This window comes from Psychrobium sp. nBUS_13 (assembly GCF_051201665.1).
Taxonomy (GTDB): Bacteria; Pseudomonadota; Gammaproteobacteria; order Enterobacterales; family Psychrobiaceae; genus Psychrobium.
In genome coordinates this window covers 1,554,730-1,579,903 of the sequence record NZ_CP179210.1, presented here as the reverse complement: position 1 = coordinate 1,579,903, position 25,174 = coordinate 1,554,730, and the positions used below count along the sequence as shown (strand labels likewise).

Annotated in this window: 26 protein-coding genes and 1 pseudogene; 17 read left to right on the top strand and 10 right to left on the bottom strand. The window is 39.2% G+C overall.

Annotated features, from left to right (window positions below; genetic code table 11):
- The first annotated feature begins 2 nt into the window (after positions 1-2).
- Complete coding sequence (locus ACMAZF_RS07140) at positions 3-1,457, top strand: hypothetical protein (RefSeq protein WP_435276707.1); 1,455 nt, start codon at positions 3-5, stop codon at positions 1,455-1,457.
- A gap of 55 nt (positions 1,458-1,512) precedes the next feature.
- Here the strand turns inward: ACMAZF_RS07140 and ACMAZF_RS07135 are convergent, their stop codons facing one another.
- Both ACMAZF_RS07135 and ACMAZF_RS07130 read right to left on the bottom strand, forming a co-directional pair.
- On the bottom strand, positions 1,513-1,764 hold the full coding sequence (locus ACMAZF_RS07135) for a hypothetical protein (RefSeq protein ID WP_435276706.1): 252 nt from the start codon (positions 1,762-1,764) through the stop codon (positions 1,513-1,515).
- Between the two features lie 79 nt (positions 1,765-1,843).
- Positions 1,844-3,820, bottom strand: coding sequence for a beta-propeller domain-containing protein (locus ACMAZF_RS07130; protein ID WP_435276705.1), 1,977 nt, complete (start codon positions 3,818-3,820; stop codon positions 1,844-1,846).
- Positions 3,821-3,979: 159 nt separating this feature from the next.
- Here ACMAZF_RS07130 and ACMAZF_RS07125 point away from each other — a divergent pair, with 159 nt between their 5' ends.
- From ACMAZF_RS07125 to ACMAZF_RS07100, 6 genes are all read left to right on the top strand, one after another.
- Complete coding sequence (locus tag ACMAZF_RS07125; protein WP_435276704.1) at positions 3,980-4,915, top strand: MipA/OmpV family protein; 936 nt, start codon at positions 3,980-3,982, stop codon at positions 4,913-4,915.
- An 18-nt stretch (positions 4,916-4,933) separates the two neighbouring features.
- A complete protein-coding gene (locus ACMAZF_RS07120) occupies positions 4,934-5,362 on the top strand; it encodes a DUF3019 domain-containing protein (RefSeq protein WP_435276703.1) in 429 nt (142 codons plus the stop codon).
- Complete coding sequence (locus ACMAZF_RS07115) at positions 5,362-6,054, top strand: response regulator (protein WP_435276702.1); 693 nt, start codon at positions 5,362-5,364, stop codon at positions 6,052-6,054. The genes ACMAZF_RS07120 and ACMAZF_RS07115 overlap by 1 nt, the downstream gene beginning before the upstream one ends.
- Positions 6,055-6,084: 30 nt before the next feature.
- A complete protein-coding gene (locus tag ACMAZF_RS07110) occupies positions 6,085-7,299 on the top strand; it encodes an ATP-binding protein (protein ID WP_435276701.1) in 1,215 nt (404 codons plus the stop codon).
- Between the two features lie 109 nt (positions 7,300-7,408).
- On the top strand, positions 7,409-10,255 hold the full coding sequence (locus tag ACMAZF_RS07105) for a M16 family metallopeptidase (protein ID WP_435276700.1): 2,847 nt from the start codon (positions 7,409-7,411) through the stop codon (positions 10,253-10,255).
- A gap of 609 nt (positions 10,256-10,864) precedes the next feature.
- Positions 10,865-11,749 carry an IS1595 family transposase gene (locus ACMAZF_RS07100; RefSeq protein ID WP_435274234.1) on the top strand — a complete coding sequence of 295 codons (885 nt, stop codon included), beginning with the start codon at positions 10,865-10,867 and terminating at the stop codon, positions 11,747-11,749.
- 595 nt (positions 11,750-12,344) lie between these two features.
- On the opposite strand, the gene ACMAZF_RS07095 is transcribed toward ACMAZF_RS07100, so the two are convergent.
- Positions 12,345-12,782, bottom strand: coding sequence for a hypothetical protein (locus ACMAZF_RS07095; protein WP_435276699.1), 438 nt, complete (start codon positions 12,780-12,782; stop codon positions 12,345-12,347).
- Positions 12,783-12,878: 96 nt separating this feature from the next.
- Complete coding sequence (locus ACMAZF_RS07090; protein ID WP_435276698.1) at positions 12,879-13,403, bottom strand: transposase; 525 nt, start codon at positions 13,401-13,403, stop codon at positions 12,879-12,881.
- A 414-nt stretch (positions 13,404-13,817) separates the two neighbouring features.
- On the opposite strand from ACMAZF_RS07090, the gene tnpA (ACMAZF_RS07085) reads away from it, so the two are divergent.
- The 9 genes from tnpA (ACMAZF_RS07085) (at position 13,818) to ACMAZF_RS07045 (ending at position 20,093) form a co-directional block, all read left to right on the top strand.
- Complete coding sequence (gene tnpA, locus ACMAZF_RS07085; protein WP_435276697.1) at positions 13,818-14,129, top strand: IS66 family insertion sequence element accessory protein TnpA; 312 nt, start codon at positions 13,818-13,820, stop codon at positions 14,127-14,129.
- Positions 14,113-14,463 (top strand): IS66 family insertion sequence element accessory protein TnpB, encoded by a 351-nt coding sequence (tnpB, locus tag ACMAZF_RS07080; protein ID WP_435274019.1) that lies wholly within the window; start codon positions 14,113-14,115, stop codon positions 14,461-14,463. Before tnpA (ACMAZF_RS07085) ends, tnpB (ACMAZF_RS07080) begins: the two co-directional genes overlap by 17 nt.
- Before the next feature lie 93 nt (positions 14,464-14,556).
- Complete coding sequence (gene tnpC / locus ACMAZF_RS07075) at positions 14,557-16,101, top strand: IS66 family transposase (protein ID WP_435276696.1); 1,545 nt, start codon at positions 14,557-14,559, stop codon at positions 16,099-16,101.
- Between the two features lie 105 nt (positions 16,102-16,206).
- Positions 16,207-16,581 (top strand): hypothetical protein, encoded by a 375-nt coding sequence (locus ACMAZF_RS07070; RefSeq protein WP_435276695.1) that lies wholly within the window; start codon positions 16,207-16,209, stop codon positions 16,579-16,581.
- 59 nt (positions 16,582-16,640) lie between these two features.
- Complete coding sequence (locus ACMAZF_RS07065; protein ID WP_435276694.1) at positions 16,641-16,961, top strand: hypothetical protein; 321 nt, start codon at positions 16,641-16,643, stop codon at positions 16,959-16,961.
- A 75-nt stretch (positions 16,962-17,036) separates the two neighbouring features.
- Positions 17,037-17,348: an IS66 family insertion sequence element accessory protein TnpA gene (gene tnpA / locus ACMAZF_RS07060; protein ID WP_435274195.1), complete on the top strand. Its 312-nt coding sequence runs from the start codon at positions 17,037-17,039 to the stop codon at positions 17,346-17,348.
- On the top strand, positions 17,332-17,682 hold the full coding sequence (gene tnpB / locus ACMAZF_RS07055; RefSeq protein ID WP_435274019.1) for an IS66 family insertion sequence element accessory protein TnpB: 351 nt from the start codon (positions 17,332-17,334) through the stop codon (positions 17,680-17,682). The genes tnpA (ACMAZF_RS07060) and tnpB (ACMAZF_RS07055) overlap by 17 nt, the downstream gene beginning before the upstream one ends.
- A 93-nt stretch (positions 17,683-17,775) precedes the next feature.
- Positions 17,776-19,320 (top strand): IS66 family transposase, encoded by a 1,545-nt coding sequence (tnpC, locus tag ACMAZF_RS07050; protein WP_435274194.1) that lies wholly within the window; start codon positions 17,776-17,778, stop codon positions 19,318-19,320.
- A 269-nt stretch (positions 19,321-19,589) separates the two neighbouring features.
- A complete protein-coding gene (locus ACMAZF_RS07045) occupies positions 19,590-20,093 on the top strand; it encodes a hypothetical protein (protein ID WP_435276693.1) in 504 nt (167 codons plus the stop codon).
- Positions 20,094-20,803: 710 nt separating this feature from the next.
- Here the strand turns inward: ACMAZF_RS07045 and ACMAZF_RS07040 are convergent.
- The 3 genes from ACMAZF_RS07040 to ACMAZF_RS07030 all read right to left on the bottom strand — a co-directional run bounded on the left by ACMAZF_RS07040 (position 20,804) and on the right by ACMAZF_RS07030 (position 23,364).
- Positions 20,804-21,016: a hypothetical protein gene (locus ACMAZF_RS07040; protein ID WP_435274961.1), complete on the bottom strand. Its 213-nt coding sequence runs from the start codon at positions 21,014-21,016 to the stop codon at positions 20,804-20,806.
- 4 nt (positions 21,017-21,020) lie between these two features.
- Positions 21,021-22,049, bottom strand: coding sequence for an IS66 family transposase (gene tnpC / locus ACMAZF_RS07035; RefSeq protein ID WP_435276692.1), 1,029 nt, complete (start codon positions 22,047-22,049; stop codon positions 21,021-21,023).
- A gap of 328 nt (positions 22,050-22,377) precedes the next feature.
- Positions 22,378-23,364 carry a transposase gene (locus tag ACMAZF_RS07030; RefSeq protein WP_435276691.1) on the bottom strand — a complete coding sequence of 329 codons (987 nt, stop codon included), beginning with the start codon at positions 23,362-23,364 and terminating at the stop codon, positions 22,378-22,380.
- Positions 23,365-23,528: 164 nt separating this feature from the next.
- On the opposite strand from ACMAZF_RS07030, the gene ACMAZF_RS07025 reads away from it, so the two are divergent.
- Complete coding sequence (locus ACMAZF_RS07025) at positions 23,529-23,645, top strand: transposase domain-containing protein (RefSeq protein WP_435277200.1); 117 nt, start codon at positions 23,529-23,531, stop codon at positions 23,643-23,645.
- 280 nt (positions 23,646-23,925) lie between these two features.
- On the opposite strand, the pseudogene ACMAZF_RS07020 reads toward ACMAZF_RS07025, so the two are convergent.
- From ACMAZF_RS07020 to ACMAZF_RS07010, 3 genes and pseudogenes are all read right to left on the bottom strand, one after another.
- A pseudogene (locus ACMAZF_RS07020) lies at positions 23,926-24,030 on the bottom strand (alpha-amylase family glycosyl hydrolase); the annotation flags it as partial.
- An 87-nt stretch (positions 24,031-24,117) separates the two neighbouring features.
- Positions 24,118-24,630: a hypothetical protein gene (locus ACMAZF_RS07015; protein ID WP_435276690.1), complete on the bottom strand. Its 513-nt coding sequence runs from the start codon at positions 24,628-24,630 to the stop codon at positions 24,118-24,120.
- A 72-nt stretch (positions 24,631-24,702) separates the two neighbouring features.
- Positions 24,703-25,155 (bottom strand): hypothetical protein, encoded by a 453-nt coding sequence (locus ACMAZF_RS07010; protein WP_435276689.1) that lies wholly within the window; start codon positions 25,153-25,155, stop codon positions 24,703-24,705.
- Positions 25,156-25,174 lie beyond the last annotated feature (19 nt).

Sequence of the window (25,174 nt, the reverse complement as noted above, 5' to 3'; positions counted from 1 at the left end):
TTATGCATACTTTTAAGCTCACGCTTGCAGCCCTAAGCTGTAGTCTTTTATTTGGTTGTGGCGGAGGCTCATCATCATCTTCGCAAAATGAACCCGATCCAATTGTTCCGCAAACAACCACCTTTAGTGGTAAAGTCATTGATGGCTACGTATCGGGTGCTACCGTGTGGCTAGATATTAATGGTAACGGCGAACAAGACGATAATGAACCATCGACCGTGTCACAAGAAGCTGGCGATTACGCCTTTGAGTTTACCGACCAACAAGCACGCTGTGTCCCTTATGCCACCATGTATGTTTCTGTGCCTGTTGGCGCAGTTGATGAAGATCTCGGTGAAGTGACCGAAGCTTATGAAATGGCATTTCCACCAGCACTAGCGCCAATCGAAGAAAAAACGCTTCTTAATATTTCGCCGTTAACCTCGGTAATTTGGGAACAAATTAAGGCGAAATATGGACCTCAAGACACATCAAAAATTTTGAGTTGTGACGCGCTAATCAACGACGCTTTCTTACGCAATGAAATTAGCGACGAAATAAAAACGGTCACCAATGAACTGGTACAGTTTTATAACCTATCTGCCGATCAAATGTATGCTGACTTCATCAAAAACGATGACTCAAAAGCCTATGATTTAGCACAATCCATTGTTACGGGACTAAAATCAGCCTACCAACAACGTAGTCAAATTCAGCAAGAGCGCCCCAATGCGAAAGTAAGAGTACGCATATACCAAAGCGATAAACACGACAGTGAATATAAATTCGATAAATCGTGGTATCGCGATGTTGTGATTTTTGATCGTGATCTGTACATCAGTGAAACAGTAAAATTAAAGAGTGAAAGTGAACTCGATGAAGTTGATGCTTTACTTGTTCATCTACAGTCAGAAGATTCCATTTGGGATGATGATCCACAGTTTACGCCTAAATTGAAACAACGATTAGATACGTACCGTAATCCACAAGGTAGTTACTACTGTAGTGGTAATGAGCGGTTAATTTTCACTAAAGAAAATGTTACCTACGAACTAAACAATAGTATTCCATCGCGAGATTCAACCGATGGTACTGACTGTTCAAATGCAACTTTTGATAAAATTTTCGAGCGTCAATATAACTTCGGCTACCAAGAATCCGGCGACAGTTACAGTACTGAATTGTTCTTTAGAGAAAGTGAAACCGAATTCACCAAATTAAGCCAATGGATTGACTTAAAGAAAAACGCATCCACATTAAATATCAATGAGTTAGCTGATTATTTATCGACAATTGATTATAAATATAAAGATGCAGTCAGTTTAACAACCAACTACTGGCGCAAACGTCACGTGTCTGGTGATACACAAATTGATCAATACAGCGATGGTACATGGAAAAAGACTGTCACTAATAGCGACGGAACTCGCACCGAAACATGTAGTACTGACGGCGTTACCTATGGTGACTGTAGTTAACTGTTAGCCAATCACTCAAGGTGCCAATGTTGTTTGGTGCTGAGGTGTTAAATGGTTAATTATCTTGAGATTGATATTCGTTAACGCGATGATTTATCGTTTGATCTGATACCTTTTGCGGTTGCTCAACAGCAGTAACCGCTTCTACGCGCTGGCGTTCGATTGCTAAACGTTCTTGTTCTAATTGCTTATCATGAGATTGTTCGCGAACGCGATCAGCCCCCTGTTCAGCAATTTTCTCACCGCTACTTAGATTACATGCGGCGTTACAAGATGTTTTGATGTACAAGCTCATTCCCCATTGCATAAAAAGAGCTAGTTACTGCTCTCATCGTAACTAGCTCAAACTAATAGACCCGCACAAAGACTAAATGTATTCATTAACACTAAAATGGCCCAATAGTGTCACTGCCTTCTTGCCAGTCGCGATAAAGCACGTCGTTACCATGAATATAATACACACCTTGCGCTGTTAGAATACTCCGTGCATCAATACTCGAGAAATACGATGAATTAATGTCTTTTTTAAATTCAATTTTTCCAACGGACTCTAGGATAGCTGAGCTTCCTTCGCCATTAATCTCTAAGAGCTGCAAAGTGCTTGTTAGTTGCGAAGTCGTGTCCATTGAAATACTTGCAACCCATTGTTCTGTCGGTAGCGCAATTCGATGGCTATAGGCAGATAACTGTAAATAACTTAATGCGTGATGATCAAATTCTACGGGGGTAAAGCTGTCTTTATAAATGTGATTACTTAACTGCACTGGAGATTGTGGTTCACCAACGTCAAAAAGACTCACTTGCGCGCCTTCATCAATGACAGGTAAATCACTGTCATCATCTTGAGCTAAAATATGTTGACCAACACCTAATAACAGCTCTTGATTGACTGGATGTAAATACGCTGAATAGCCAGGAATCTCCAATGCGCCCTCCAATGTTGGTTCTTCCTTATTGCTCAAGTCGATAACATACAGCGGATCAGTACGCTCAAAGGTGACTATGTACGCCTTATTGTTAAAGTAGCGCACCGCATAAATATCTTCGTTCGGCTTTCCGATTGGTGCTGGGTGCGCTTGATTAGGAAGGTGTCCCACCGCAGTTAACACATCATCACCTTGATCTTTGAAAACGGATAATTGATGAGTCGGTGCATAATTCTCATCATAAGTTGTGCTTACAGTGGTTAAGTAATTACCGGATTCATTGAATCTAAATTGGCTATTTCTAAAACCAAAATGTCCATCTAACGTTGCATAGGCACGATAACTTAATCCTTCATCAGAGATAGCGAATTTATAAATAACACTTTGCAAATCAGTGATATTATCTTGGTATTGCTCGCCGTAAAGATAAACCGCATCTTTGGAAACATAAATACCTTGTGCTTGTGTATTTACGCATTGGGATTTGATATCAGTCGGCTTTTCGGTATCTATTACTGTCATCAAAACTAATCCATGATGCCCTGAATTTTCGTCAAATTGTGCAGGGATATAACAGCTATAGCTCGATACCAACGATGTCTGATTACCTGCAATATCGGTGACATGAGGTAAAAAACCACTCAATGGCGCTGTCCTAAGCGCTTCAAACACGACTTCATTTTCTTTGTTCAACACGTCAGCGTCTACAACGTGGTTAATTGACGGAGAAAAACTGCTAATAACATAAAGCTTATTATCTATTTGTCGCGAAGATAATACATGACCATCTATGGTATATTGCTGTTTTAACGACGGTAGCGTCAGATTTTGTGCATCATAAATAGAAATTGAAAACTGTTGTTCAAGGGGGTAAAAAAGGTCATAAGCAATGGGCCAAGAATGCTGTGCATTGCTACTTAGTAAACTCACGCGATTGCCACTAACATACATCCCATTAATATGTTGTTTTTCATCGCCTATGACTAACGTAGTATCACTAAGCTTTTGCAAACTATTATCCGTTTGACGCTGCAGAATACGCAAGACATCGCCTTGTTCATTATTGTCACTGGTGTAATTAAATCGATTATTGATGGTTAAAAACAGCTGCTGGCCATTGAAATGGAAGCGATCACTTTCATCAACTCCAGCTTCTTGAGTGATTGCTCTTGAAAAATTGCTGTCAGCAGTTTCACTTGTTTTCGCAGTATAAACAGTATTAAGTGGCGTGGTGTGTGCTAAAAACACACCATTTCTAAGTCTTGTGCCTAATGCGTTATCACCTTGCAGCGTTAACGCGCCATAAGGCGTAACCGTCGATGATTTCATCGGTAATTTTTGTGCTGGCATTGTCGTCGCTGTTTCACTACCGCCGCATCCGATAAGCGTTATTGATGTAGCCAATAATGTTACTGACGCTATTGATGATAACTTCATTTTAACAGTCCCCACTAATCTAAGATAATTCCAGTCTAAGGGAAGGTTTTAGAAGGTGGTGTTATAAATTGCTACTAGTTGTAATCTTGTGTAATCCTTAATGAAATACCTGATAAAGGGTGTTAACTTATAGCCATAATTAGCGATAGTGAATTTCTTTTGAAAATACTAACCCCAATACTTTTACTGCTCTGTGTAACCTTGACGGCTAAAGCCACAGATTTATCACAAGTAGCAGCCATTGAATCGTCGTCATTACACAACCATTCACATGCAGATTTGGTTGAATTAGGCCAATGGAACTTTGCAATAGGTTTAGGCTACGGTCGCCGTACCAATCCACTCTATGAAGGAAAAGATACGCCACTGTATTTAATTCCCTCGATCAGTTACTACGATGAACATTTATTTTTTGACGACGGCGTACTGGGTTACAGCATCGAAATAACACCACAGCTCTCTATTAGCGCTATCACGCAATTAAACACCCATGCAGCTAATTTTTCTCGCTGGCACCCCAGTAATTTCTTTGTTGCACAGACCAATAGCGCTGTTACCGACAACAAATTCTTACCAAGTCTTGATGTTATTTATCCACAAACTGACGAAGAAGTGTCTGAACAACCAATCAACGTTTCAGAATTAGCCGATCGGGAATGGGCATTAGACGCAGGCGTGCAGCTCAATTACTTCGGCCATAGTGACTGGATGTTACAAGTGAATTTATTACACGATATATTAAACGTTTACAACGGATTCAATGGCCAGTTGAAGCTAGAAAAAGCATGGCGATTTTCTTCTCTACCACCTCTATCGATCAAGTTATCAGGCACTTTAGATTGGCACAGTCAAAAGCTTGCTAACTATTATTACGGTATTGGTGAACGTGATACACAACTAACAGCCAGCCACTTTACGGCAGATAGTGGCATTAATAGAACACTTTGTATTAGCGCAAATTATCATCTATCATCGAATTGGCGAGCGGCTGTTAGCTATCGACTAACCACGCTTGATTCATCGATAAAACAAAGTCCGATGGTAAGAGATGACCACTCAGATACTTTTTTTGTCGGTACGACTTACGATTTCTAATTGGCGATGGATCAACTGGTGTTTAACCACTTAATGATTAAGTATTTGGCAAAAGCACATAAAATTAAGACCATCACACTATTAATATCGATGGTGTTTTTTCTGGTGCCCCAAAATGCAATGGCAAGCCCTCAAACTGTATTTTCTATTTCACCATCAACCTGCGTCGTTAATTTGTCAGGTGATGCATGCAATAAACCACTGCAGATTAACTGGAAAACGCCTGTTATCGCTAACTACTGTCTCTATGGCAATAAACAACGCATCAAATGTTGGCAATCCAAACAACGTGTTTCAGAAACATTGGTATTTAAAATCAGAGACTCAACAATTTTTGAACTAATAAATGAGCACAACCAGGTTATTGCTCACACCAAAGTAAGTGTTAAAAGCGCAACGTCAAAGCGCTTTAGACGCAGATTAAGAGCCGATTGGAGTGTATTTTAATGAAACAAGTGTTATTGGTTGAAGATGATAAACGTCTCGCCGATTTAGTAGAGCAGTTTTTAACACATCATGGTATTAAGGTTACCGTGTTAGAACGTGGCGATTTGGTGGTGGATTACTTAAAACATCATCAACCGGATTTAATATTGCTAGACATTATGCTGCCAGGTAGCGATGGATTTTCAATTATCAAAAAGATTCGTCAAACCTTTACGCACCCTATTCTCTTTTTAACCGCCAAAGACTGCGATTTTGACCATGTGACCGGCCTTGAATTAGGCGCAGATGATTACATTATCAAACCGGTAGAGCCTCATGTTTTATTAGCGCGCGTTAATAATGCATTACGCCGTGCAGCGCCCGTCACGAATGATAATTCACAAGAATTAAACTTTGGTCAATTGCACATCAATAATTCCATGCGAACAGTATCACTGGCAAGTGAAAACGTCATACTCACAAGTCACGAATTTGAACTTTTGTGGCTCTTAGCTAATAAAGCTGGTGAAGTTCAAAGTCGCGATTATATTCATAAAACGATGATTGGCAGGGAATATGATGGTTTTGATCGCAGCGTTGATGTCCGCGTTTCTCGGCTGAGAAAAAAACTCGATGATGACTTGTCTGCACCCACTCGCATTATCACGGTATGGGGCAAAGGATACATATTCAGCCCGACGGCATGGGATTAACAAATGCTGCGCCTATTCGTTAGCTTATATTTGTTACTAATTATCTCCATCAGCGCCATTAATGGATTGTCAGAAAAACTGTGGCAGTCTTTAAATAATGCGCCATCATCACAGATTATTGCTATCGAACAAATCGCAAATTCATTGGCATTGACACTAAACAGCCAAAACGTTGAACGGCTCTCTAAACGCCTTGAATTAAGCATTACACCGCAAGATAACAATGACATTGCATTGCTCGACTGGCAAGAGCAAGCACTAGCACAGCAAGAAGCCGTAATGACTGTCGATGAACATGATGAGATTTATGCTTATGTTCAGCCGCAGTCACAGCTCTATTTAGTGGGTCCTTTTTATCAAGAATCACAAAACAACATCGTTAAACCGCTCATTTTTCTCGTGTCTTACCTGTGTTTAGCCGGCATTATCGCATTATGGATTTGGCCACTATGGCGCGACCTTAAAAGCTTACAGCTCGCTAGTGACCATTTCAGTCAAGGTGGCCAAGCTGCGCCAATTCCAGTTAATAAGCGTTCAACCATTGCGCCAGTACTAACAACATTTAACGCGATGACGGCTCAAATATCGCGGCATATCAATGAGCAAAGACAGCTCACTAATGCCGTATCCCATGAAATTCGCACACCACTTTCTCGCTTAAAATTTACCTTCGCGATGCTCGATAAAGAGCATGTGCCTCAATTACCTTGTATGCGCCAAGATGTTGTTGAACTCGAACGACTCGTCGATGAAATGCTTAATTATGGACGACTTGAAAGTCAAAACGACAATTTACATATGGAAGACGTTAACATTAGTGAGTTAGCAACGCATCTCATTGATAAACTAACGCGTCATCACCAAGTTAATGTCACACGAAATATTACCGAAAATATTATCTGCCGCTGTGATGGTCACTTAATTGAACGCGCCCTACAAAATTATATAACTAATGCTCTGCGTTATGCGCAAAGCCAAGTGACAGTTACAATTACTCAAACAAACAATCGAGTCATATTTTATGTAGAAGATGACGGGCAAGGCATTGATGAATCACAGCGAGAGTTAGTGTTTCAAGCATTCACTCGCTTGGACAAGAGCCGTAATAAAGACAATGGCGGCTTTGGCCTTGGTCTGGCAATTGTTAAACGCATAGCTCAATGGCATCAAGGAGAATGCAGCGTCGATTCTTCAACACTAAGCGGTGCTAAATTTTCATTAAGTATCCCCAAATTCCTCCCCTAAATATTCAGTCACAATTTCTAACAAATTAACATCATTGAACTTATCACGACTCTTTTATATCACCGTCAGTGCGTTACACTACAGCTAACCTTAACAAGATGATAATAATATGAAATTTACGCCTATTTTTGCCGCAACGATGACGGCAATGCTCGCTTTGTCGGGCTGTGAGAGCACCAACAGCGCTTCTCCAGCACCGTCAGCGGCTGTTCAAAAAGCACAATCGACTGACATTGCTTTTGAAAAGTTCACCTTAGACAATGGCCTTGAAGTCGTTTTCCATACCGATCACAGCGATCCTGTTGTTGCTGTTGCATTAACATCACATGTTGGTTCAGCGCGTGAATTACCAGGGCGCACAGGATTTGCTCACCTTTTTGAACATTTGCTATTTCTTGAATCAGAAAACTTAGGTAAAGGCGGCTTAGATAAACTAAGCGCGCGTATTGGTGGTTCAGGCGCTAACGGCTCTACCAGCCGCGACAGAACCAATTATTATCAAGCGGTACCATCAAATGCATTAGAAAAAATGCTCTGGGCAGAGTCAGATAAGCTAGGGTTCTTTATTAATACCGTCACAGAACAAGTATTAGCTAAAGAAAAACAAGTCGTGAAAAATGAAAAGCGCCAAAATATTGATAACCGTCCTTATGGCCACACGTACGCCGTTATTGATAAAACATTATACCCAGCAGGTCATCCGTATAGCTGGCAAGTTATTGGTTCATTGACTGATTTACAAAACGCCACACTTGACGATGTCAAAGAATTCTTTAAACGCTGGTATGTGCCAAATAACGTCACCTTAGTTGTCTCTGGTGATTTTGAGCCGCAACAAGCTAAAGAATGGGTTCATAAATATTTCGACGAAATCAAACGCGGCGAAGATGTTACGCCAAACAAAAAACAACCAGCGCAGTTAACAACAACTAAAAAAGTCATGTTTGAAGATAATTTAGCGCAGCTGCCTGAATTAACGATGGTATGGCCAACAGTATCTATTTATCACGAAGACTCTTACGCCCTGTCAGTATTAGCAGCACTATTAGGTGACGGTAAATCGGCGCCGTTAAATCACCAATTAGTTGACGAAATGAAACTAACGTCATCTGTCGATGTTTATGGTTGGGAATCTGAACTTGCAGGACAATTCTTTATTTCAAGCCGTGGTTTTAACAACGTAAAGCTTGACGACATAGAGAGCGGCATTAACACAGCGCTAGCGAACTTTGAAAAACAAGGGTTCGATCAGGCCGATCTAGACCGTATTAAAGCGGGTCAAGAAACCAGCTTCTACAAAGGCATTTCAAGTGCCCTTGGTAAAGGTTTTCAACTGGCACAGTATAATATTTTCGCCAACGATCCAGGCTACATCAATCAGCATGGTAAACGCATTCTTGCGGTAACCAAAGATGATGTATGGCGCGTCTACAACCAATACATTAAAAACAAACCATTTGTAGCAACAAGTTTTGTACCAGCCAAACACACTGAGTTAGCACTTAGTGGTTCAAAACTGGTAACCGTTGAACAGGAAAAAATTGTTAACGGCGCAGAGCAATCATTTGATGCATCACAACAAGCACAATACCAGCGTACCCCATCAACATTTGACCGCACAGTAGAGCCAGCTTATGGCAAAGATCCTGTTCTTTCAGTGCCACAAGTCTGGAATGAAACGCTTGATAACGGCATTCGAGTCTCAGGTATCGTGAGCAACGAAACGCCATTGGTTCAAGTCAATATCGATATCGCGGGCGGCATGTTATTTGATGATATCAATAAAGTGGGCGTTGCTAACTTAGTCGGTGAACTGCTTAATCGTGGCACACAGCAACAAAGCATCACCCAATTTGAAGATGCCATTAAAGCGCTAGGTGCAGATATTGGCACTTACACAACCTCTAATAGCATTCGAATTACGGCGAGCATGTTGTCGCGCAACTACGATGAAGTCATGGCATTAATTAACGAAATGTTATTAACGCCTCGTTGGGACGCTGCTGAATTCGAACAAGTAAAAACTCGTCTTAAGAATCAAATTATTGAGCAACAGTCTAGCCCACGCGCTATTGCTGATGATCAATTCAAACAATTAGTTTACGGAAAAGATAACCTCTTCTCTCATAACCTAGCAGGTAGTGTGGAGTCTTTAGATAAAATTAACTTGGCTGACTTAAAACAGTTTTACAAAGACAACGTGTTACCAAACTTAACGACGATTCAAATTGTTGGTGACATCAAAGAAAATGACGTTTTAGGTCCACTAACTGCGTTAAATACACAATGGAAAGCGAAAGCTCGCCAACTACCCACTATTAAGCAGCCATCATTAAGTGCTAAACCGCGTTTATACTTCTACGACGTGCCAGGCGCAAAACAATCGCAACTGCGCATTGGACACGCATCGTTACTTGCGGATGATAAAAACTTCTATAACGCTCAAGTCATGAATTATCGTCTTGGCGGCGGCGGTTTTGCGTCAAAACTAACTCAAGAACTGCGTGAAACTAAAGGTTACACCTATGGTGTTCGCTCTAACTTTTATGGCGATAAAAACAAGAGCAACTTTATGATTAGCTCAGGTGTTCGAAGCAATGTGACACTGGAGTCGATTGAAATAATCAAAGATATGACAACTAATTATGGCGCTGATTTAGCACAAAGCGACTTAGATACAACCAAGAGCTTCTACCTTAAAAGTAACGCTCGCCGTTTTGAAACGCTTGGCGCCAAACTCGGTATCTTGCGTGACATGGCCACTTACAACCTGCCTGCAAACTACGTTCAACTTCGCGCTAAAGGCATCGAACAGCTAGCACTAAACGATGTTAAAGCACTTGCCAAAGATTACATCAAACCACAAAGCTTGGTTTACGTTGTCGTTGGTGATGCGAAAACGCAGTTAAAACGCCTAGATAAGCTTGGATTAGGTAAGCCAGTATTATTGAACTAAGCGCTCAAAGACAGTAGCCAAATAAATTAAAAGCCATTATCCTGCGATAATGGCTTTTTTTAATTGTACAACTAGATTATCTCGTCAACACAACACGCGTTAGAAAATTGAGAAGGAAAATCAACGGCTGATTTACAAAAATATTTACAACTCAAATAACTGTTTATTCTATAAAAAGACTAAAGCCGTACATACTGATAAATTATGTAATGCATGAATACTTGCAGTGATCGTATAAGCATATTTATTGGATCGCTTCTCCCAAGTTAAGTAAGCAACCGAAAAGACGACGAAACATGTAAACACAAAAAGCCCCCAGACAGGCAGCATAAGAGAATGTAAGCACGACCAAATAAAAGCACTGCAAAATACGATAACCCAAAATCGAACAGTAAAATATCTGATTAAATTAATAATTGGGCGCATCAAAGCGGTTTCAATTACAGGTGCTATTATGACGTAACCAAAAAAATCGACGACCGACAAAGAAGTGTCATCGATGTCCGAGGTAAAATAAGCACTAAAATCAAAAAGATTACATGCCTATGCAGAAAACTCAGGATTGAACTATACTGTGTATATAAACACACTGTATAGGTAGACATAATCATGAACATGCCAGAAGCAAGCTTTTTAGCTTGGCAAAAACAGTTTAGTACTGAAGATGATTGCTTAGAATATTTACAAGAAATGAAATGGAAAAATGGCTTTATTTGCCCGCGTTGCGGCAATGCTCATAACTATAAAATTGCCAGTCGCCACTTATACGAATGCACGCAATGTAAAAAGCAAACATCAGTCACGGCAGGGACACTTTTTCATGGGAGTAAAATCACCTTAATCCAGTGGTTTTGGGCTATCTATTTTCTTGGCTCTGATAAGGGAAGTATATCCGCACTAAGACTAAGCAAATTAATAGAAGTCAATTGGCGAACAGCGAGACTCATTTTAAAAAAACTTAGAAGTGCTATGGGTCACAGAGATAGTTTATATCAATTGAGTGGAACAATAGAGCTAGATGATGCACTTGTTGGAGGTAGACAAAAAGGGAAACGAGGTCGTGGTGCAGCAGGAAAAAAGAATGTATTAATCGCCTGTGAAAGTAAAGAGAAAAAGGCAGGATTTATTGCCATGGAAGTAGTTGATAGTATTTGCCATTTTAGCGTTGATAAGTTTGTTAAGAAGTACTTAAAACCAGGTCAGAAAGTTCGTTCTGATGCATTGGCTGCTCTGAATATAATTGACCAAGCACAGGACCATGAAGCGAGGGTAACACCAAGCCATTTGGTTGATGAATGGCTACCATGGGTACATATCGCCATTGGCAATTTAAAAACATTTTTGTTGGGTACATTTCATGGTGTATCGGGAAAATACCTACAAGAATATCTAGATGAGTTCTGTTATCGGTTCAACCGTCGATTTATTGAAAAACAAATCCCTAACCGACTGTTAAATTTGGCGATAGTTCATGTACCTGTAAAATCGTCCTGAGCCAAGTGCATAGGCATGAAAGATTAACAATAATCAATCCAATAATTACCGAGCTAAAAATGGATGTCAATCCAGCTTTCAGTATATAAATCAATTCATTACCATTTTTCTTGGTTATCATGATTCGAAAATCCTTTTTATACCAATTGCATTAAGTAAGTGATCTTGTTGTGCGTAGAGAAAATCAGCTAAAACAAGGCGCTCGATTGACTAATAGCTGGCTATTAGGATTGAGAGCAACGCCATTTTAGTTAATTTTAACAAGTACAAGTGGGCAAATATTTAATGCAATTGGTATTAAACTGGTTACTGAATATCGACATATCCAATGGATAAATACCAGCGCCCGTATTACCAAATAACTTTGGGTATATGAAAAAAATAAAGGACAGACACAAATATCTCATTGATTTAACCTAATCACAATCAGTTCAAAATTAAATTGCACTAACTAAAACCAATGAAAAATTGGGCTCATTTAGTAAACAAAAATGAACTGGGGACATGAGAACTATGAAATGATGAAATTTGAACGAGTAAATTCGTCAGCTCTATTGCTGAGGCGGAAAATAATAAGAACAGTTAATACTGAGGATTAGCCGACGCCTTTACACCAACTTCGACCGTGATGGTGAGCATAATCTCGTAAATGAGCTTCATTGCCAGCAAAACTGCCGTATTGCCGTCTGAACTCCTTGGCAGCCGAAAGCCACTCATCTGTATCGATTTCTAACACCTGTAGAATCTTAGGTGCGCTCTCATCAATAAACCCACGCTTTGTAGGGGCGATGTGTCGACCACTCCAATCAACTAACTCGAAATAGTCTCTGTAGCTCAGTGGAATAGCGTTTGTGTTGGCAACAGGTGAAAACGGGAGTAAAGATGGCGGTTGAGATGAAACAGTGCAGCCATCATTGGCTTTGTGCTGCTGACGCTGATGAGATTTATATTGCTTTACTCGCTCTTGAATCGATGTGAAATCACTGTCTTCAACACTTTGTGCAATGCCTGCTCTGATTGGATTTAAGTCCACATACGCAAGACAGCTTAACAACGCTTTTTCATCAAGCAACGCTTGAGACTTAAATCGCCCTTCCCACTAATTTTTAGGGAAAAAAATAGAACAGCTTTAGCTGGCCCGAAGGGTGAGCGCCATGGAAGGCAGCGAATATAATTTACCTGTGCAATTATCTTCTTTATTGGCTTCTCGGGAAATATGCTCATTAAGACATTTCATAAACCACGAAATATCATATAAACGTTCACGCCAAAGCTGGGCATATTCTTCAACTTTTGTAAGCTTAACAGTACTCATTTCTCGGTCAGCAAGATAATCGTCAACAATGGGATGACCGTTATACAAGCAATACCAGCGCTCAATCACCTCGTCCATTGATAACATATCCGCATGGAATTTATCGACTTGCAACACTAGGTGATAGTGATTACTCATAATCGCATAAGCCGCGATATTAATTGAAAAGATAGACGAAAGTAATTTTATACGGTCAACAAGCCATTGCCGCCTATGGTCATAATTACGTTTGGTATACGGGTCATTACCACACAAGAAACTACGCCGAACACATCGATTAATAACGTGATAATACGACGTAGCTGATAAATCAATTAGCTGGTGACGTGCTCTCGTCATAACAACTCCTACTACGCTGATTGAAACATTTCAAAGCATAGTAGGAACGAACAAAATATCAACAATCAATAATAAAAAGTAGCCTGTCCTTTATTTTTTGTTCCGAAAAGTAGCCTGTCCTTTATTTTTTATTTTTTTATTTTATTTGGTTTAGACCATAAAGAAAAAAGCAATAAAAGATATGCAATAACAATAAAAAAACCTTCTATCGCGTTTATTTCCCATTCATCTAAACCAATAGTTAATAAAAACATAGGAGGAGCATGGATTAAAAGACTAAAATTGAACGATAGTTCAAACTTGAAATTAATGTAAAAAACCAATATTGATAAAGCGTAAGCGTCTCGCCAAAGACACATACCTTTCATAAGTTAACTTGGATAGGGTATCTCCAATTTTATTAAGGAGATTAACATGAGTAAACATCGAAGCCTCGAACAATGGCAAGACATCATTAATCTGCACCAATCCAGTGGCTTGAGCGTTAGTGATTTTTGCCGCGACAATAACATTTCAACCACAGCCTTTTATGCAACTAAGAAGAAGTTAACTAAGGAAACATCAAGCTTTGTAAAAGTCAGCGTCACTCAACCGTCAAAAATTAATACAGAGATAGCTCCTATTGTTCTTACTGTAGGCCTCGCCAAGGTGTGCTTACCACAATCAACATCGCCAATGTACTTGGCACAGCTGCTTAAGGGGTTGCATCATGAAGATGTTTGTTAATCCAAGCGCTGTCTATCTGTATCGCGATGTAGTCGATTTTCGAAAGTCCATCGATGGCCTTATTGCTATTGTAGAGCAAGAGCTTAAATACGATGCCTACACCGGCGCACTGTTCTTATTCTCTAATAAAGCCAAAGATAAATTGAAATTAGTCTATTGGGATAAAACGGGCTTTGCCCTGTGGTATAAACGCCTTGAAAAACACAAATTCAAATGGCCAAGTCAACTTGATAGCGAGGATGTTGTGTTAACAGAGCAACAACTCACTTGGCTATTGTCTGGTTACGATGTCCTTGGTCATCAAGAATTACATTATCAGTCCGATCTGGGATAGCGCAATACACAAGTCAACGATCGTTGACACGATCTGATTTTCTATTTGAGCTGAACAGTCACAATGGCGCTATAACATTGCTACACTGACGGCATGAAATTTGATGCCAACTCATTGCCCAACGACCCAGAACAACTCAAGAGCATGCTGCTTGAGTTGCAGTACGTTGTGCAAAAGCAAAATAAAGAGTTAGCGCAGCAAAAGTCTCTCTATCAAGAACTACTTGATGCGTATAACGCCAAGATTGCCAAAGAATACGGCAAAAAGTCAGAGAAAATGCCAGGGGCTGGTGAAGTATTTAACGAAGTAGAAGCTCAATTGGATGACATAGAAACGCTGTCTGACACAGAAAAAGCGCTCCTCATCGCCAATGATGAACCACACACCGAAAAAGCAAAACCCAAGCGCACACCATTACCCGAGGCCTTACCTCGCAAAGAGGTGGTGGTTGATTTACACGACGACGCTAAAGTCTGTAGTCACTGTCAAAGTGCGTTACATAAAATGGGTGAAGCAGAAAGTGAAACGCTCGAATTTGTACCTGCTCATATCAAGGTTATTAAAACCGTTCGTCCAAAGTACGCATGCAGAGCGTGTGAAAAAGAGGGCATACAAAGCGATATCCAGATAGCGCCAATGCCGTCAACTCCTATCCCTAAAAGTATTGCTACGCCAAGTTTACTCAGTCAAATCATTACCTGTAAGTATCAGTTTGGCTTACCGTTGTATCGACAAGAAACGTGGTTTGGCGATATCGGCATAACGATTAATCGCAAAACCATGTCAAGTTGGATGGTTCGTTGTAGCGAACTGCTTGAACCGTTGTATGACACACTCAAAATACAGTTACTCCAACAACCTGCGATTCATGCGGATGAAACACCGCTCAAGGTTATCAAAGCTAACAAAGCGACCAGCTATATGTGGTTATATTGTTGCGGTGATGACAAACCTGAAGGTAAGACAAACATCGTCTTATTTGATTATCACAACAGTCGTGCAGGACAATGCGCCATTGATTTTCTCGATGATTACTCAGGTTACATGCACGTTGATGGCTACAAAGGTTATGAAAAAACCAGCGCCACTTTAGTGGCTTGTCTTGCTCATATCCGTCGCAAGTTCATTGAAGCAAAAGGCAACAACAAGACAACCGGTAAAGCCGACGTAGCGCTTAACTTCATTGGTAAACTCTATGGTATAGAGCAATCGCTTAAAGAGATGAAGGACGATGAAAAATACAAGGCTCGCCAACAACAAGCCAAACCCATTGTCGAAGAGTTTTATCACTGGCTTGTAGAGCACAAAGAAAAACTGTCTCCGCAAAGGCCGCTGTCAAAAGCCATTACCTATGCACTGAATCAGTATGAAAAATTCAAACGCTACCTTGATGATGGTAAGTTAAGTATTGATAACAATCGTGCAGAACGAGCCATAAAACCGTTTGTGATTGGACGCAAGGCTTGGTTGTTTTCCCATACCCCAAGAGGTGCGAAAGCCAGCGCCATTCTCTATAGTTTGGTGGAAACCGCTAAGGCTAACGGCCTTGTCGTACATGACTATATATCCCACTGTTTAGAGCAGATTGCTGAAAATCCTGATGCTCTTGAATCACTAATGCCTTGGAATTTTAAATAGCTAGGTGTCGTTGCCTAGACTCTTACGGAAGTGATTGTGGCTGCTGAGTGTATATTTTTAAGTAAAACGGAATGTTTCATTCTACCTTTGTTTTTGTCTTTAGAAATGAAAACAAATAAACCAATCTCTTTTATTAAACGTACATATATAGGGGGGAAAATTATAAATCAGGATGCTAGTATTTTTGAAATAGAAAATATAATTATGGCGAAAACTGATGTATTTACTTCTTTCTTATCAAGAATAGGAATAACTCCTTATAGTGTTAAATTAGAATTAAAAAAAATTGATAATAAATGGACTGATATCCTTGAAGATATTTCAATATCCGTAATACAAGGAGATAGCTTTTCTGTTTGGGGGCAGTTCTATGATACCGAGAATGACTTACAGAAGGCTATTTTGGCTTCAATTAATTATAATCAGTTGAAAAAAAACCTTTCTATTGACGAGTTTTCAATAGTCAATAGTCTGCTTTAATTCATTTTAGGAAGTGTGCTCGGCGGTTCTGGAGATTCTTGCGGATGCTAATTAGAAATTTGTTTAAAAAATTATTATATTATTTTGTTTTTAGTGGAAATAAATGGCTGAGGGATTACGAGGCATTATCTTTACAGCAATTCGCCTCCTCTCTGACAGCCAAGCAACAAAAAAGATTAAACTTACAATTTAATTATTACAATATTGCTCAACGCTCAGACGATGGAAAAATTGTACAATTTTTTAATACTATCGATCAAAATAGAAAAAACATAGATATAAAGGCTAGATTGGATGAGTCTAAAGGTGAAAAAAAAGTTCATATTAATTTACTATCTGAAAATGGTGAGAAAGTGATTGGTAAGATTTTTATATTGTAAGCGTCTCGCCAAAGACACATACCTTTCATATGTTAACTTGGATAGAGTATCTCCAATTTTATTAAGGAGATTAACATGAGTAAACATCGAAGCCTCGAACAATGGCAAGACATCATTAATCTGCACCAATCCAGTGGCTTGAGCGTTAGTGATTTTTGCCGCGACAATAACATTTCAACCACAGCCTTTTATGCAACTAAGAAGAAGTTAACTAAGGAAACATCAAGCTTTGTGAAAGCCTGCGTCACTCAACCGTTAAAAATTAATACAGAAATAGCTCCTATTGTTCTTACTGTAGGCCTCGCCAAGGTGTGCTTACCACAATCAACATCGCCAATGTACTTGGCACAGCTGCTTAAGGGGTTGCATCATGAAGATGTTTGTTAATCCAAGCGCTGTCTATCTGTATCGCGATGTAGTCGATTTTCGAAAGTCCATCGATGGCCTTATTGCTATTGTAGAGCAAGAGCTTAAATACGATGCCTACACCGGCGCACTGTTCTTATTCTCTAATAAAGCCAAAGATAAATTGAAATTAGTCTATTGGGATAAAACGGGCTTTGCCCTGTGGTATAAACGCCTTGAAAAACACAAATTCAAATGGCCAAGTCAACTTGATAGCGAGGATGTTGTGTTAACAGAGCAACAACTCACTTGGCTATTGTCTGGTTACGATGTCCTTGGTCATCAAGAATTACATTATCAGTCCGATCTGGGATAGCGCAATACACAAGTCAACGATCGTTGACACGATCTGATTTTCTATTTGAGCTGAACAGTCACAATGGCGCTATAACATTGCTACACTGACGGCATGAAATTTGATGCCAACTCATTGCCCAACGACCCAGAACAACTCAAGAGCATGCTGCTTGAGTTGCAGTACGTTGTGCAAAAGCAAAACAAAGAGTTAGCGCAGCAAAAGTCTCTCTATCAAGAACTACTTGATGCGTATAACGCCAAGATTGCCAAAGAATACGGCAAAAAGTCAGAGAAAATGCCAGGGGCTGGTGAAGTATTTAACGAAGTAGAAGCTCAATTGGATGACATAGAAACGCTGTCTGACACAGAAAAAGCGCTCCTCATCGCCAATGATGAACCACACACCGAAAAAGCAAAACCCAAGCGCACACCATTACCCGAGGCCTTACCTCGCAAAGAGGTGGTGGTTGATTTACACGACGACGCTAAAGTCTGTAGTCACTGTCAAAGTGCGTTACATAAAATGGGTGAAGCAGAAAGTGAAACGCTCGAATTTGTACCTGCTCATATCAAGGTTATTAAAACCGTTCGTCCAAAGTACGCATGCAGAGCGTGTGAAAAAGAGGGCATACAAAGCGATATCCAGATAGCGCCTATGCCGTCAACCCCCATCCCTAAAAGTATTGCTACGCCAAGTTTACTCAGTCAAATCATTACCTGTAAGTATCAGTTTGGCTTACCGTTGTATCGACAAGAAACGTGGTTTGGCGATATCGGCATAACGATTAATCGTAAAACCATGTCAAGTTGGATGGTTCGTTGTAGCGAACTGCTTGAACCGTTGTATGACACACTAAAAATACAGTTACTCCAACAACCTGCGATTCATGCGGATGAAACACCGCTCAAGGTTATCAAAGCTAACAAAGCGACCAGCTATATGTGGTTATATTGTTGCGGTGATGACAAACCTGAAGGTAAGACAAACATCGTCTTATTTGATTATCACAACAGTCGTGCAGGACAATGCGCCATTGATTTTCTCGATGATTACTCAGGTTACATGCACGTTGATGGCTACAAAGGTTATGAAAAAACCAGCGCCACTTTAGTGGCTTGTCTTGCTCATATCCGTCGCAAGTTCATTGAAGCAAAAGGCAACAACAAGACAACCGGTAAAGCCGACGTAGCGCTTAACTTCATTGGTAAACTCTATGGTATAGAGCAATCGATTAAAGAGATGAAGGACGATGAAAAATACAAGGCTCGCCAACAACAAGCCAAACCCATTGTCGAAGAGTTTTATCACTGGCTTGTAGAGCACAAAGAAAAACTGTCTCCGCAAAGGCCGCTGTCAAAAGCCATTACCTATGCACTGAATCAGTATGAAAAATTCAAACGCTACCTTGATGATGGTAAGTTAAGTATTGATAACAATCGTGCAGAACGAGCCATAAAACCGTTTGTGATTGGACGCAAGGCTTGGTTGTTTTCCCATACCCCAAGAGGTGCGAAAGCCAGCGCCATTCTCTATAGTTTGGTGGAAACCGCTAAGGCTAACGGCCTTGTCGTACATGACTATATATCCCACTGTTTAGAGCAGATTGCTGAAAATCCTGATGCTCTTGAATCACTAATGCCTTGGAATTTTAAATAGCTAGGTGTCGTTGCCTAGACGCTTACTTTATATTTAATGGTGCAATAACATGTATAGAGTATAAAGTTTTACCAAAGTATTTTAAGAGTAAGTCTAAAGAAATAAACTTATTATTTAAATAAGCTAAGAGATTTATATTGGTAATATTATTTCTTACGGGCAAACTTTATTGTAATTTCACTCTGTTGCGGGCAGACTTTATTGTCGCTGCACAGGGGAGTTGGAACAAATGCTGCGGGATCTAATTCTGGATGTGGATGTTAATGTTAATGAAGACTCGTAAATACCTTAAAAAACTTTTAAAAGAGAACATAGTATCAAAATTAAGTCGAGCTGGGTTTTATTGTTTTGAGGATACTTTCACGAAAACCAATAAAGATGCGTTTCCTTTTGGTGATCTTCGTAGGAATCTAGATGGGAGAATAGAAATAATATCTATCCAAATTGGAAAAAATGGGTATAGTTTTCGAATAGGGGCTGGAAAAATTTTGGACTCGGGTGTCGTTAAAGATGGTGTAAATTATCCTGCAAATCAATGCACTTATGCTGCAAGTCCGCCTTATATACATTTATGTAGAAAAGCTTCGGCTAACTATGAATTGCTAGAATGGGGCAGTGACAGAAGAGATTGGTTTGGAAACTACTTCTACCCAAAAAAACCTCATAAAAAAATTGAAAAAGCAGTCAATGAAGCTGTTGAATCATTGGATGATGTAATTGAGTGGTTAGATGGTGGAAAAATTGGAAGTTACATAAAGCAATATTACTTGTGATGCGTTTTCACTCAAAAGAGTGGGCTTTTTTTGGTCCTTGTGGGTGTAACTAGTTTGAAATATCAAAATATATATGATTGGTGTAGTAAAATTTCCAGTTTATCTATTAAATGTATGCTTATACTTTTTTTAGCTATTGTGTTGGATGAGTTGCTATTTGAACAATATTTTTTTGTTTTATTGAAAATATTGGGATTACTTTCACTAATCATGTTTGGTTTAGTTATTGCTGTTGAACTGGTTTTGCGTATATTAGAAAAATAATTTGTCGATTCTTAAAAATGGTATTTTTTACTTAACGAACTTGTTTTGGCTTACTCACTAAATGATCGTTGAATAAATTTATAAATCAGTCGTGGAATCTTAACCCTAAGCCGTTCAGTAATCTTTATCATGATACTAAAATACACAATAATGGGGCTAAAGGCAGGCTTAATGGAACACCAGATTGGGCTAGAAGCTCAGAAGGGGTGGGGCTGGCTTAGGGGCTAGTTCAATGGGGCTAGGTAATGTATATTAGAATATATTAGGGTCAGGTTAAAATAAAACTACACTTCATCTTTCTTCCAACCTAACGGTCGACCTCTTTTCTTTGGTTGCATTCTGCGACCCGTTAACAATTCTATTTCGCGCTTAAATTGTTCACTGCCAATTGCCATCCCTCGATTAACGCTATCTCTAAAATATATTAGGGTCAGGTTAAAATAAAACTACACTTCATCTTTCTTCCAACCTAACGGTCGACCTCTTTTCTTTGGTTGCATTCTGCGACCCGTTAACAATTCTATTTCGCGCTTAAATTGTTCACTGCCAATTGCCATCCCTCGATTAACGCTATCTCTAATATTAGTGATGAGCTTATTATCAACATGATGTTTAAAAAGATCACGATACGCGCATTGTAAGCGTCTAGGCAACGACACCTAGCTATTTAAAATTCCAAGGCATTAGTGATTCAAGAGCATCAGGATTTTCAGCAATCTGCTCTAAACAGTGGGATATATAGTCATGTACGACAAGGCCGTTAGCCTTAGCGGTTTCCACCAAACTATAGAGAATGGCGCTGGCTTTCGCACCTCTTGGGGTATGGGAAAACAACCAAGCCTTGCGTCCAATCACAAACGGTTTTATGGCTCGTTCTGCACGATTGTTATCAATACTTAACTTACCATCATCAAGGTAGCGTTTGAATTTTTCATACTGATTCAGTGCATAGGTAATGGCTTTTGACAGCGGCCTTTGCGGAGACAGTTTATCTTTGTGCTCTACAAGCCAGTGATAAAATTCTTCGACAATGGGTTTGGCTTGTTGTTGGCGAGCCTTGTATTTTTCATCGTCCTTCATCTCTTTAATCGATTGCTCTATACCATAGAGTTTACCAATGAAGTTAAGCGCTACGTCGGCTTTACCGGTTGTCTTGTTGTTGCCTTTTGCTTCAATGAACTTGCGACGGATATGAGCAAGACAAGCCACTAAAGTGGCGCTGGTTTTTTCATAACCTTTGTAGCCATCAACGTGCATGTAACCTGAGTAATCATCGAGAAAATCAATGGCGCATTGTCCTGCACGACTGTTGTGATAATCAAATAAGACGATGTTTGTCTTACCTTCAGGTTTGTCATCACCGCAACAATATAACCACATATAGCTGGTCGCTTTGTTAGCTTTGATAACCTTGAGCGGTGTTTCATCCGCATGAATCGCAGGTTGTTGGAGTAACTGTATTTTGAGTGTGTCATACAACGGTTCAAGCAGTTCGCTACAACGAACCATCCAACTTGACATGGTTTTACGATTAATCGTTATGCCGATATCGCCAAACCACGTTTCTTGTCGATACAACGGTAAGCCAAACTGATACTTACAGGTAATGATTTGACTGAGTAAACTTGGCGTAGCAATACTTTTAGGGATAGGAGTTGACGGCATTGGCGCTATCTGCATATTAACACCCATGGAGATCACCTAATAACATCGATGGAGATCACTCAATAACATCTATCGAGATCGGTTAATAACATTCATGGAGATAACTTTTAGCTCCAAATGTTATAGGTGTAATTCTGGACAGGCATAAATATCTCATTGAAATTCAATACGATCAACACAAAAAGCTTTACTTTGAATACTATAAAAATCATTCGATTTGTTTAATGCGAGAGAATTCAGGCAACGAAAGAGCGGCTTAGCACAAATCAGTGATTATTAGTGAATTTAAGGCAGATTGCTGTGTCAGCGCTAGCTAATAGTGGCAGATTGACTAATAAGATGATTTAAATTACGGCTAACCAACGCCCTTACACCAACTTCGCCCATGGCGGTGAGCATAATCTCTCAATTGCATCTCACTACCTGCAAAACTGCCGTATTGACGCCTAAAGTCTTTTACCGCCGATTTCCAATCATCAGCTTCAATGCCTAATGCATCTAAAATGGGTGGGGTAGTTTCGTCGATAAATCCCGTTTTCCTTGGGTCAACGTGGCGGCCACTCCAATCAACTAATTCAAAATAATCACCATAACTTAATGGAATAGCGTTGTTATTTACAATCGGAGATAATGGCAATAGCGAGTGTGGCTGACTTGGCACATAAATATCTTCATTAGACCTTTGTTGTTGCCGTTGATGAGATTTATATTGTTTGATTCGTTCACTAATAGAGGTAAATTCACTATTTTCTACATTGCTGGCTATCCCAGCTCGAATTGGGTTTAAGTCCACATAGGCCATACAACTTAAAAGCGCTTTTTCATCCAGTAATGCTTGGGATTTGAATCGCCCTTCCCAGAACTTGCCTGTGCAATTATCTTCCTTGTTAGCCTCTCTAGAAATATGCTCATTTAAGCATTTCATAAACCAAGAAATGTCATACAGACGTTCGCGCCAAAGCTCACTAAATTCTTCAGCTTTCGCTAATTTTATAGGGGATATTTCGGGATTGGTTAGATACTCATCAACAATCGGGTGACCATTGTATAGCTGATACCACCGCTCTATAACCTCATCCATAGGCAACATATCAGCACGGACTTTATCCACTTGCAATACCAAGTGATAGTGATTGCTCATAATGGCGTAAGCTGCGATATTAATGGAAAAGATAGAAGCGAGTTTTTTGATTCGGTCAACAAGCCATTGACGCCTATGGTCATAATTACGTTTAGTATACGGGTCATTACCACACAAGAAACTGCGCCGAACACATCGATTAATGACGTGATAATACGACGTGGCTGATAAATCAATTAGCTGGTGACGTGCTCTCGTCATAACAACTCCTACTACGCTGATTGAAACATTTCAAAGCATAGTAGGAACGAACAAAATATCAACAATCAATAATAAAAAGTAGCCTGTCCTTTATTTTTTATTTTTTTCTTCAATAATCAATAATAAAAAGTAGCCTGTCCTTTATTTTAAATAACTATAGTTTGGTGGAAACCGCTAAGGCTAACGGCCTTGTCGTACATGACTATATATCCCACTGTTTAGAGCAGATTACTGAAAATCCTGATGCTCTTGAATCACTAATGCCTTGGAATTTTAAATAGCTAGGTGTCGTTGCCTAGACGCTTACGTTATATAGGGCTATTTTCTTTGCTCCCAAAGAAGCCAAACCTTCGGGCAACTAGCCTTGAAATCAAAATAAAGTGTACCTGACCCCATTTATTAGTAGGAACGAACAAAATATCAACAATCAATAATAAAAAGTAGCCTGTCCCTTATTTACCTTAATAACAACTCCTACTACGCTGATTGAAACATTTCAAAGCGTAGTAGAAACTAACAAAATTTCAACAATCAATAATAAAAAGTAGCCTGTCCTTTATTTAATTGTACGTTACCACACAAGAAACTACGCCGAACACATCGCTTAATGACGTGATAATACGACGTGGCTGATAAATCAATTAGCTGGTGACGTGCTCTCGTCATAACAACTCCTACTACGCTGATTGAAACATTTCAAAGCATAGTAGAAACTAACAAAATATCAATAATAAAAAGTAGCCTGTCCTTTATTTATTTTTCTGATTTTCTCGCCATTGTTTTAACTATATCTTTCAATTTACTATTTTTCTTTAATTCAGTCTCCACAATGCCTTTCAACAAAGGAATAGTAGAGGAGTAGTACTTATTCAATTTGGCATTTTTAAATAAACTCCTAAATGCAGAGTAGTTACCACTTTTTAACGTTGCATTTGCACAATCAATTAACCCCTTCTTTTTTATTAACTTTTGAGATGTCGAAAAAAAATTAAATAGCACGACATTGAAGTTATTTTCACCATATACACAGGAGTGCATTATCATTTTAGTCAAATTCTTTGTGGGCAAGTATTTTCTCTTAATTACTTCATTAATAGCACTTATATCCCCAGCCAAAACTACAGAGTTGAAGAGAATTTCCTTTGAATTCTCTTTTAACTCAATATTATTCAAGTCTATTAATTCAAACAACAAATTAAATTTTTGGTAAGAAGAAAAGTCCGACACTATATGCTCTACTTCACTTTCTGTTAAATCAACTTTCATCGAATAGCTATTAGAAATATTTAAAATAAAGAATAGCAAAAGACTACAATAACTAAATTTCGTCATAAAACACTATATATCCGCAATCATGTTCAGTAGAGCGTTCAAGTTGTTTTCTTTCTCTTCTATCAATCCATTTATTTCAGCAACAGGAAGGTTATTTCTTGATAGCTTAAATAACTCCAACATCAGTTCAATATTACTATAATTAATAGCATATCTAACACAGGTTAATTTTTCATATTCGTTTTTTAATTCATAATTTACCTGTTTTAGGTACTTCAGTTTATCAATGCTGACATTTTGACATAGAGGAATAAGGTATAAATCATCATTATTATAACTCCCCCTCAAATCATTATAGACTTCTAGTACGCGACTATCTATTTGATTATTATAAATAAAGTAATGTGATATGAATTTTACTTCACCTATACGAACTAAATCAATATTAACTTCTTTTCGCTTCACCTCATAAAGTACTTCTAAATATCCACCCCGTTTAAACTGAATATAATAATTCATTGGATAAACTGTTTTCGAT

What these genes read in the sequence shown, in the direction of transcription:
- ACMAZF_RS07135 (WP_435276706.1), bottom strand. Translation starts at nt 1,764, where the DNA reads ATGCAATGGGGAATGAGCTTGTACATCAAAACATCTTGTAACGCCGCA.
- ACMAZF_RS07100 (WP_435274234.1), top strand. Translation starts at nt 10,865, where the DNA reads ATGAACATGCCAGAAGCAAGCTTTTTAGCTTGGCAAAAACAGTTTAGT.
- tnpA (WP_435276697.1), top strand. Translation starts at nt 13,818, where the DNA reads ATGAGTAAACATCGAAGCCTCGAACAATGGCAAGACATCATTAATCTG.
- ACMAZF_RS07105 (WP_435276700.1), top strand. Translation starts at nt 7,409, where the DNA reads ATGAAATTTACGCCTATTTTTGCCGCAACGATGACGGCAATGCTCGCT.
- tnpB (WP_435274019.1), top strand. Translation starts at nt 14,113, where the DNA reads ATGAAGATGTTTGTTAATCCAAGCGCTGTCTATCTGTATCGCGATGTA.
- tnpC (WP_435276696.1), top strand. Translation starts at nt 14,557, where the DNA reads ATGAAATTTGATGCCAACTCATTGCCCAACGACCCAGAACAACTCAAG.
- tnpC (WP_435274194.1), top strand. Translation starts at nt 17,776, where the DNA reads ATGAAATTTGATGCCAACTCATTGCCCAACGACCCAGAACAACTCAAG.
- ACMAZF_RS07045 (WP_435276693.1), top strand. Translation starts at nt 19,590, where the DNA reads ATGAAGACTCGTAAATACCTTAAAAAACTTTTAAAAGAGAACATAGTA.
- ACMAZF_RS07030 (WP_435276691.1), bottom strand. Translation starts at nt 23,364, where the DNA reads ATGACGAGAGCACGTCACCAGCTAATTGATTTATCAGCCACGTCGTAT.
- tnpB (WP_435274019.1), top strand. Translation starts at nt 17,332, where the DNA reads ATGAAGATGTTTGTTAATCCAAGCGCTGTCTATCTGTATCGCGATGTA.
- tnpC (WP_435276692.1), bottom strand. Translation starts at nt 22,049, where the DNA reads ATGGGTGTTAATATGCAGATAGCGCCAATGCCGTCAACTCCTATCCCT.
- ACMAZF_RS07090 (WP_435276698.1), bottom strand. Translation starts at nt 13,403, where the DNA reads ATGACGAGAGCACGTCACCAGCTAATTGATTTATCAGCTACGTCGTAT.
- tnpA (WP_435274195.1), top strand. Translation starts at nt 17,037, where the DNA reads ATGAGTAAACATCGAAGCCTCGAACAATGGCAAGACATCATTAATCTG.
- ACMAZF_RS07070 (WP_435276695.1), top strand. Translation starts at nt 16,207, where the DNA reads ATGAAAACAAATAAACCAATCTCTTTTATTAAACGTACATATATAGGG.
- ACMAZF_RS07015 (WP_435276690.1), bottom strand. Translation starts at nt 24,630, where the DNA reads ATGAAAGTTGATTTAACAGAAAGTGAAGTAGAGCATATAGTGTCGGAC.
- ACMAZF_RS07115 (WP_435276702.1), top strand. Translation starts at nt 5,362, where the DNA reads ATGAAACAAGTGTTATTGGTTGAAGATGATAAACGTCTCGCCGATTTA.
- ACMAZF_RS07140 (WP_435276707.1), top strand. Translation starts at nt 3, where the DNA reads ATGCATACTTTTAAGCTCACGCTTGCAGCCCTAAGCTGTAGTCTTTTA.
- ACMAZF_RS07130 (WP_435276705.1), bottom strand. Translation starts at nt 3,820, where the DNA reads ATGAAGTTATCATCAATAGCGTCAGTAACATTATTGGCTACATCAATA.
- ACMAZF_RS07010 (WP_435276689.1), bottom strand. Translation starts at nt 25,155, where the DNA reads ATGAATTATTATATTCAGTTTAAACGGGGTGGATATTTAGAAGTACTT.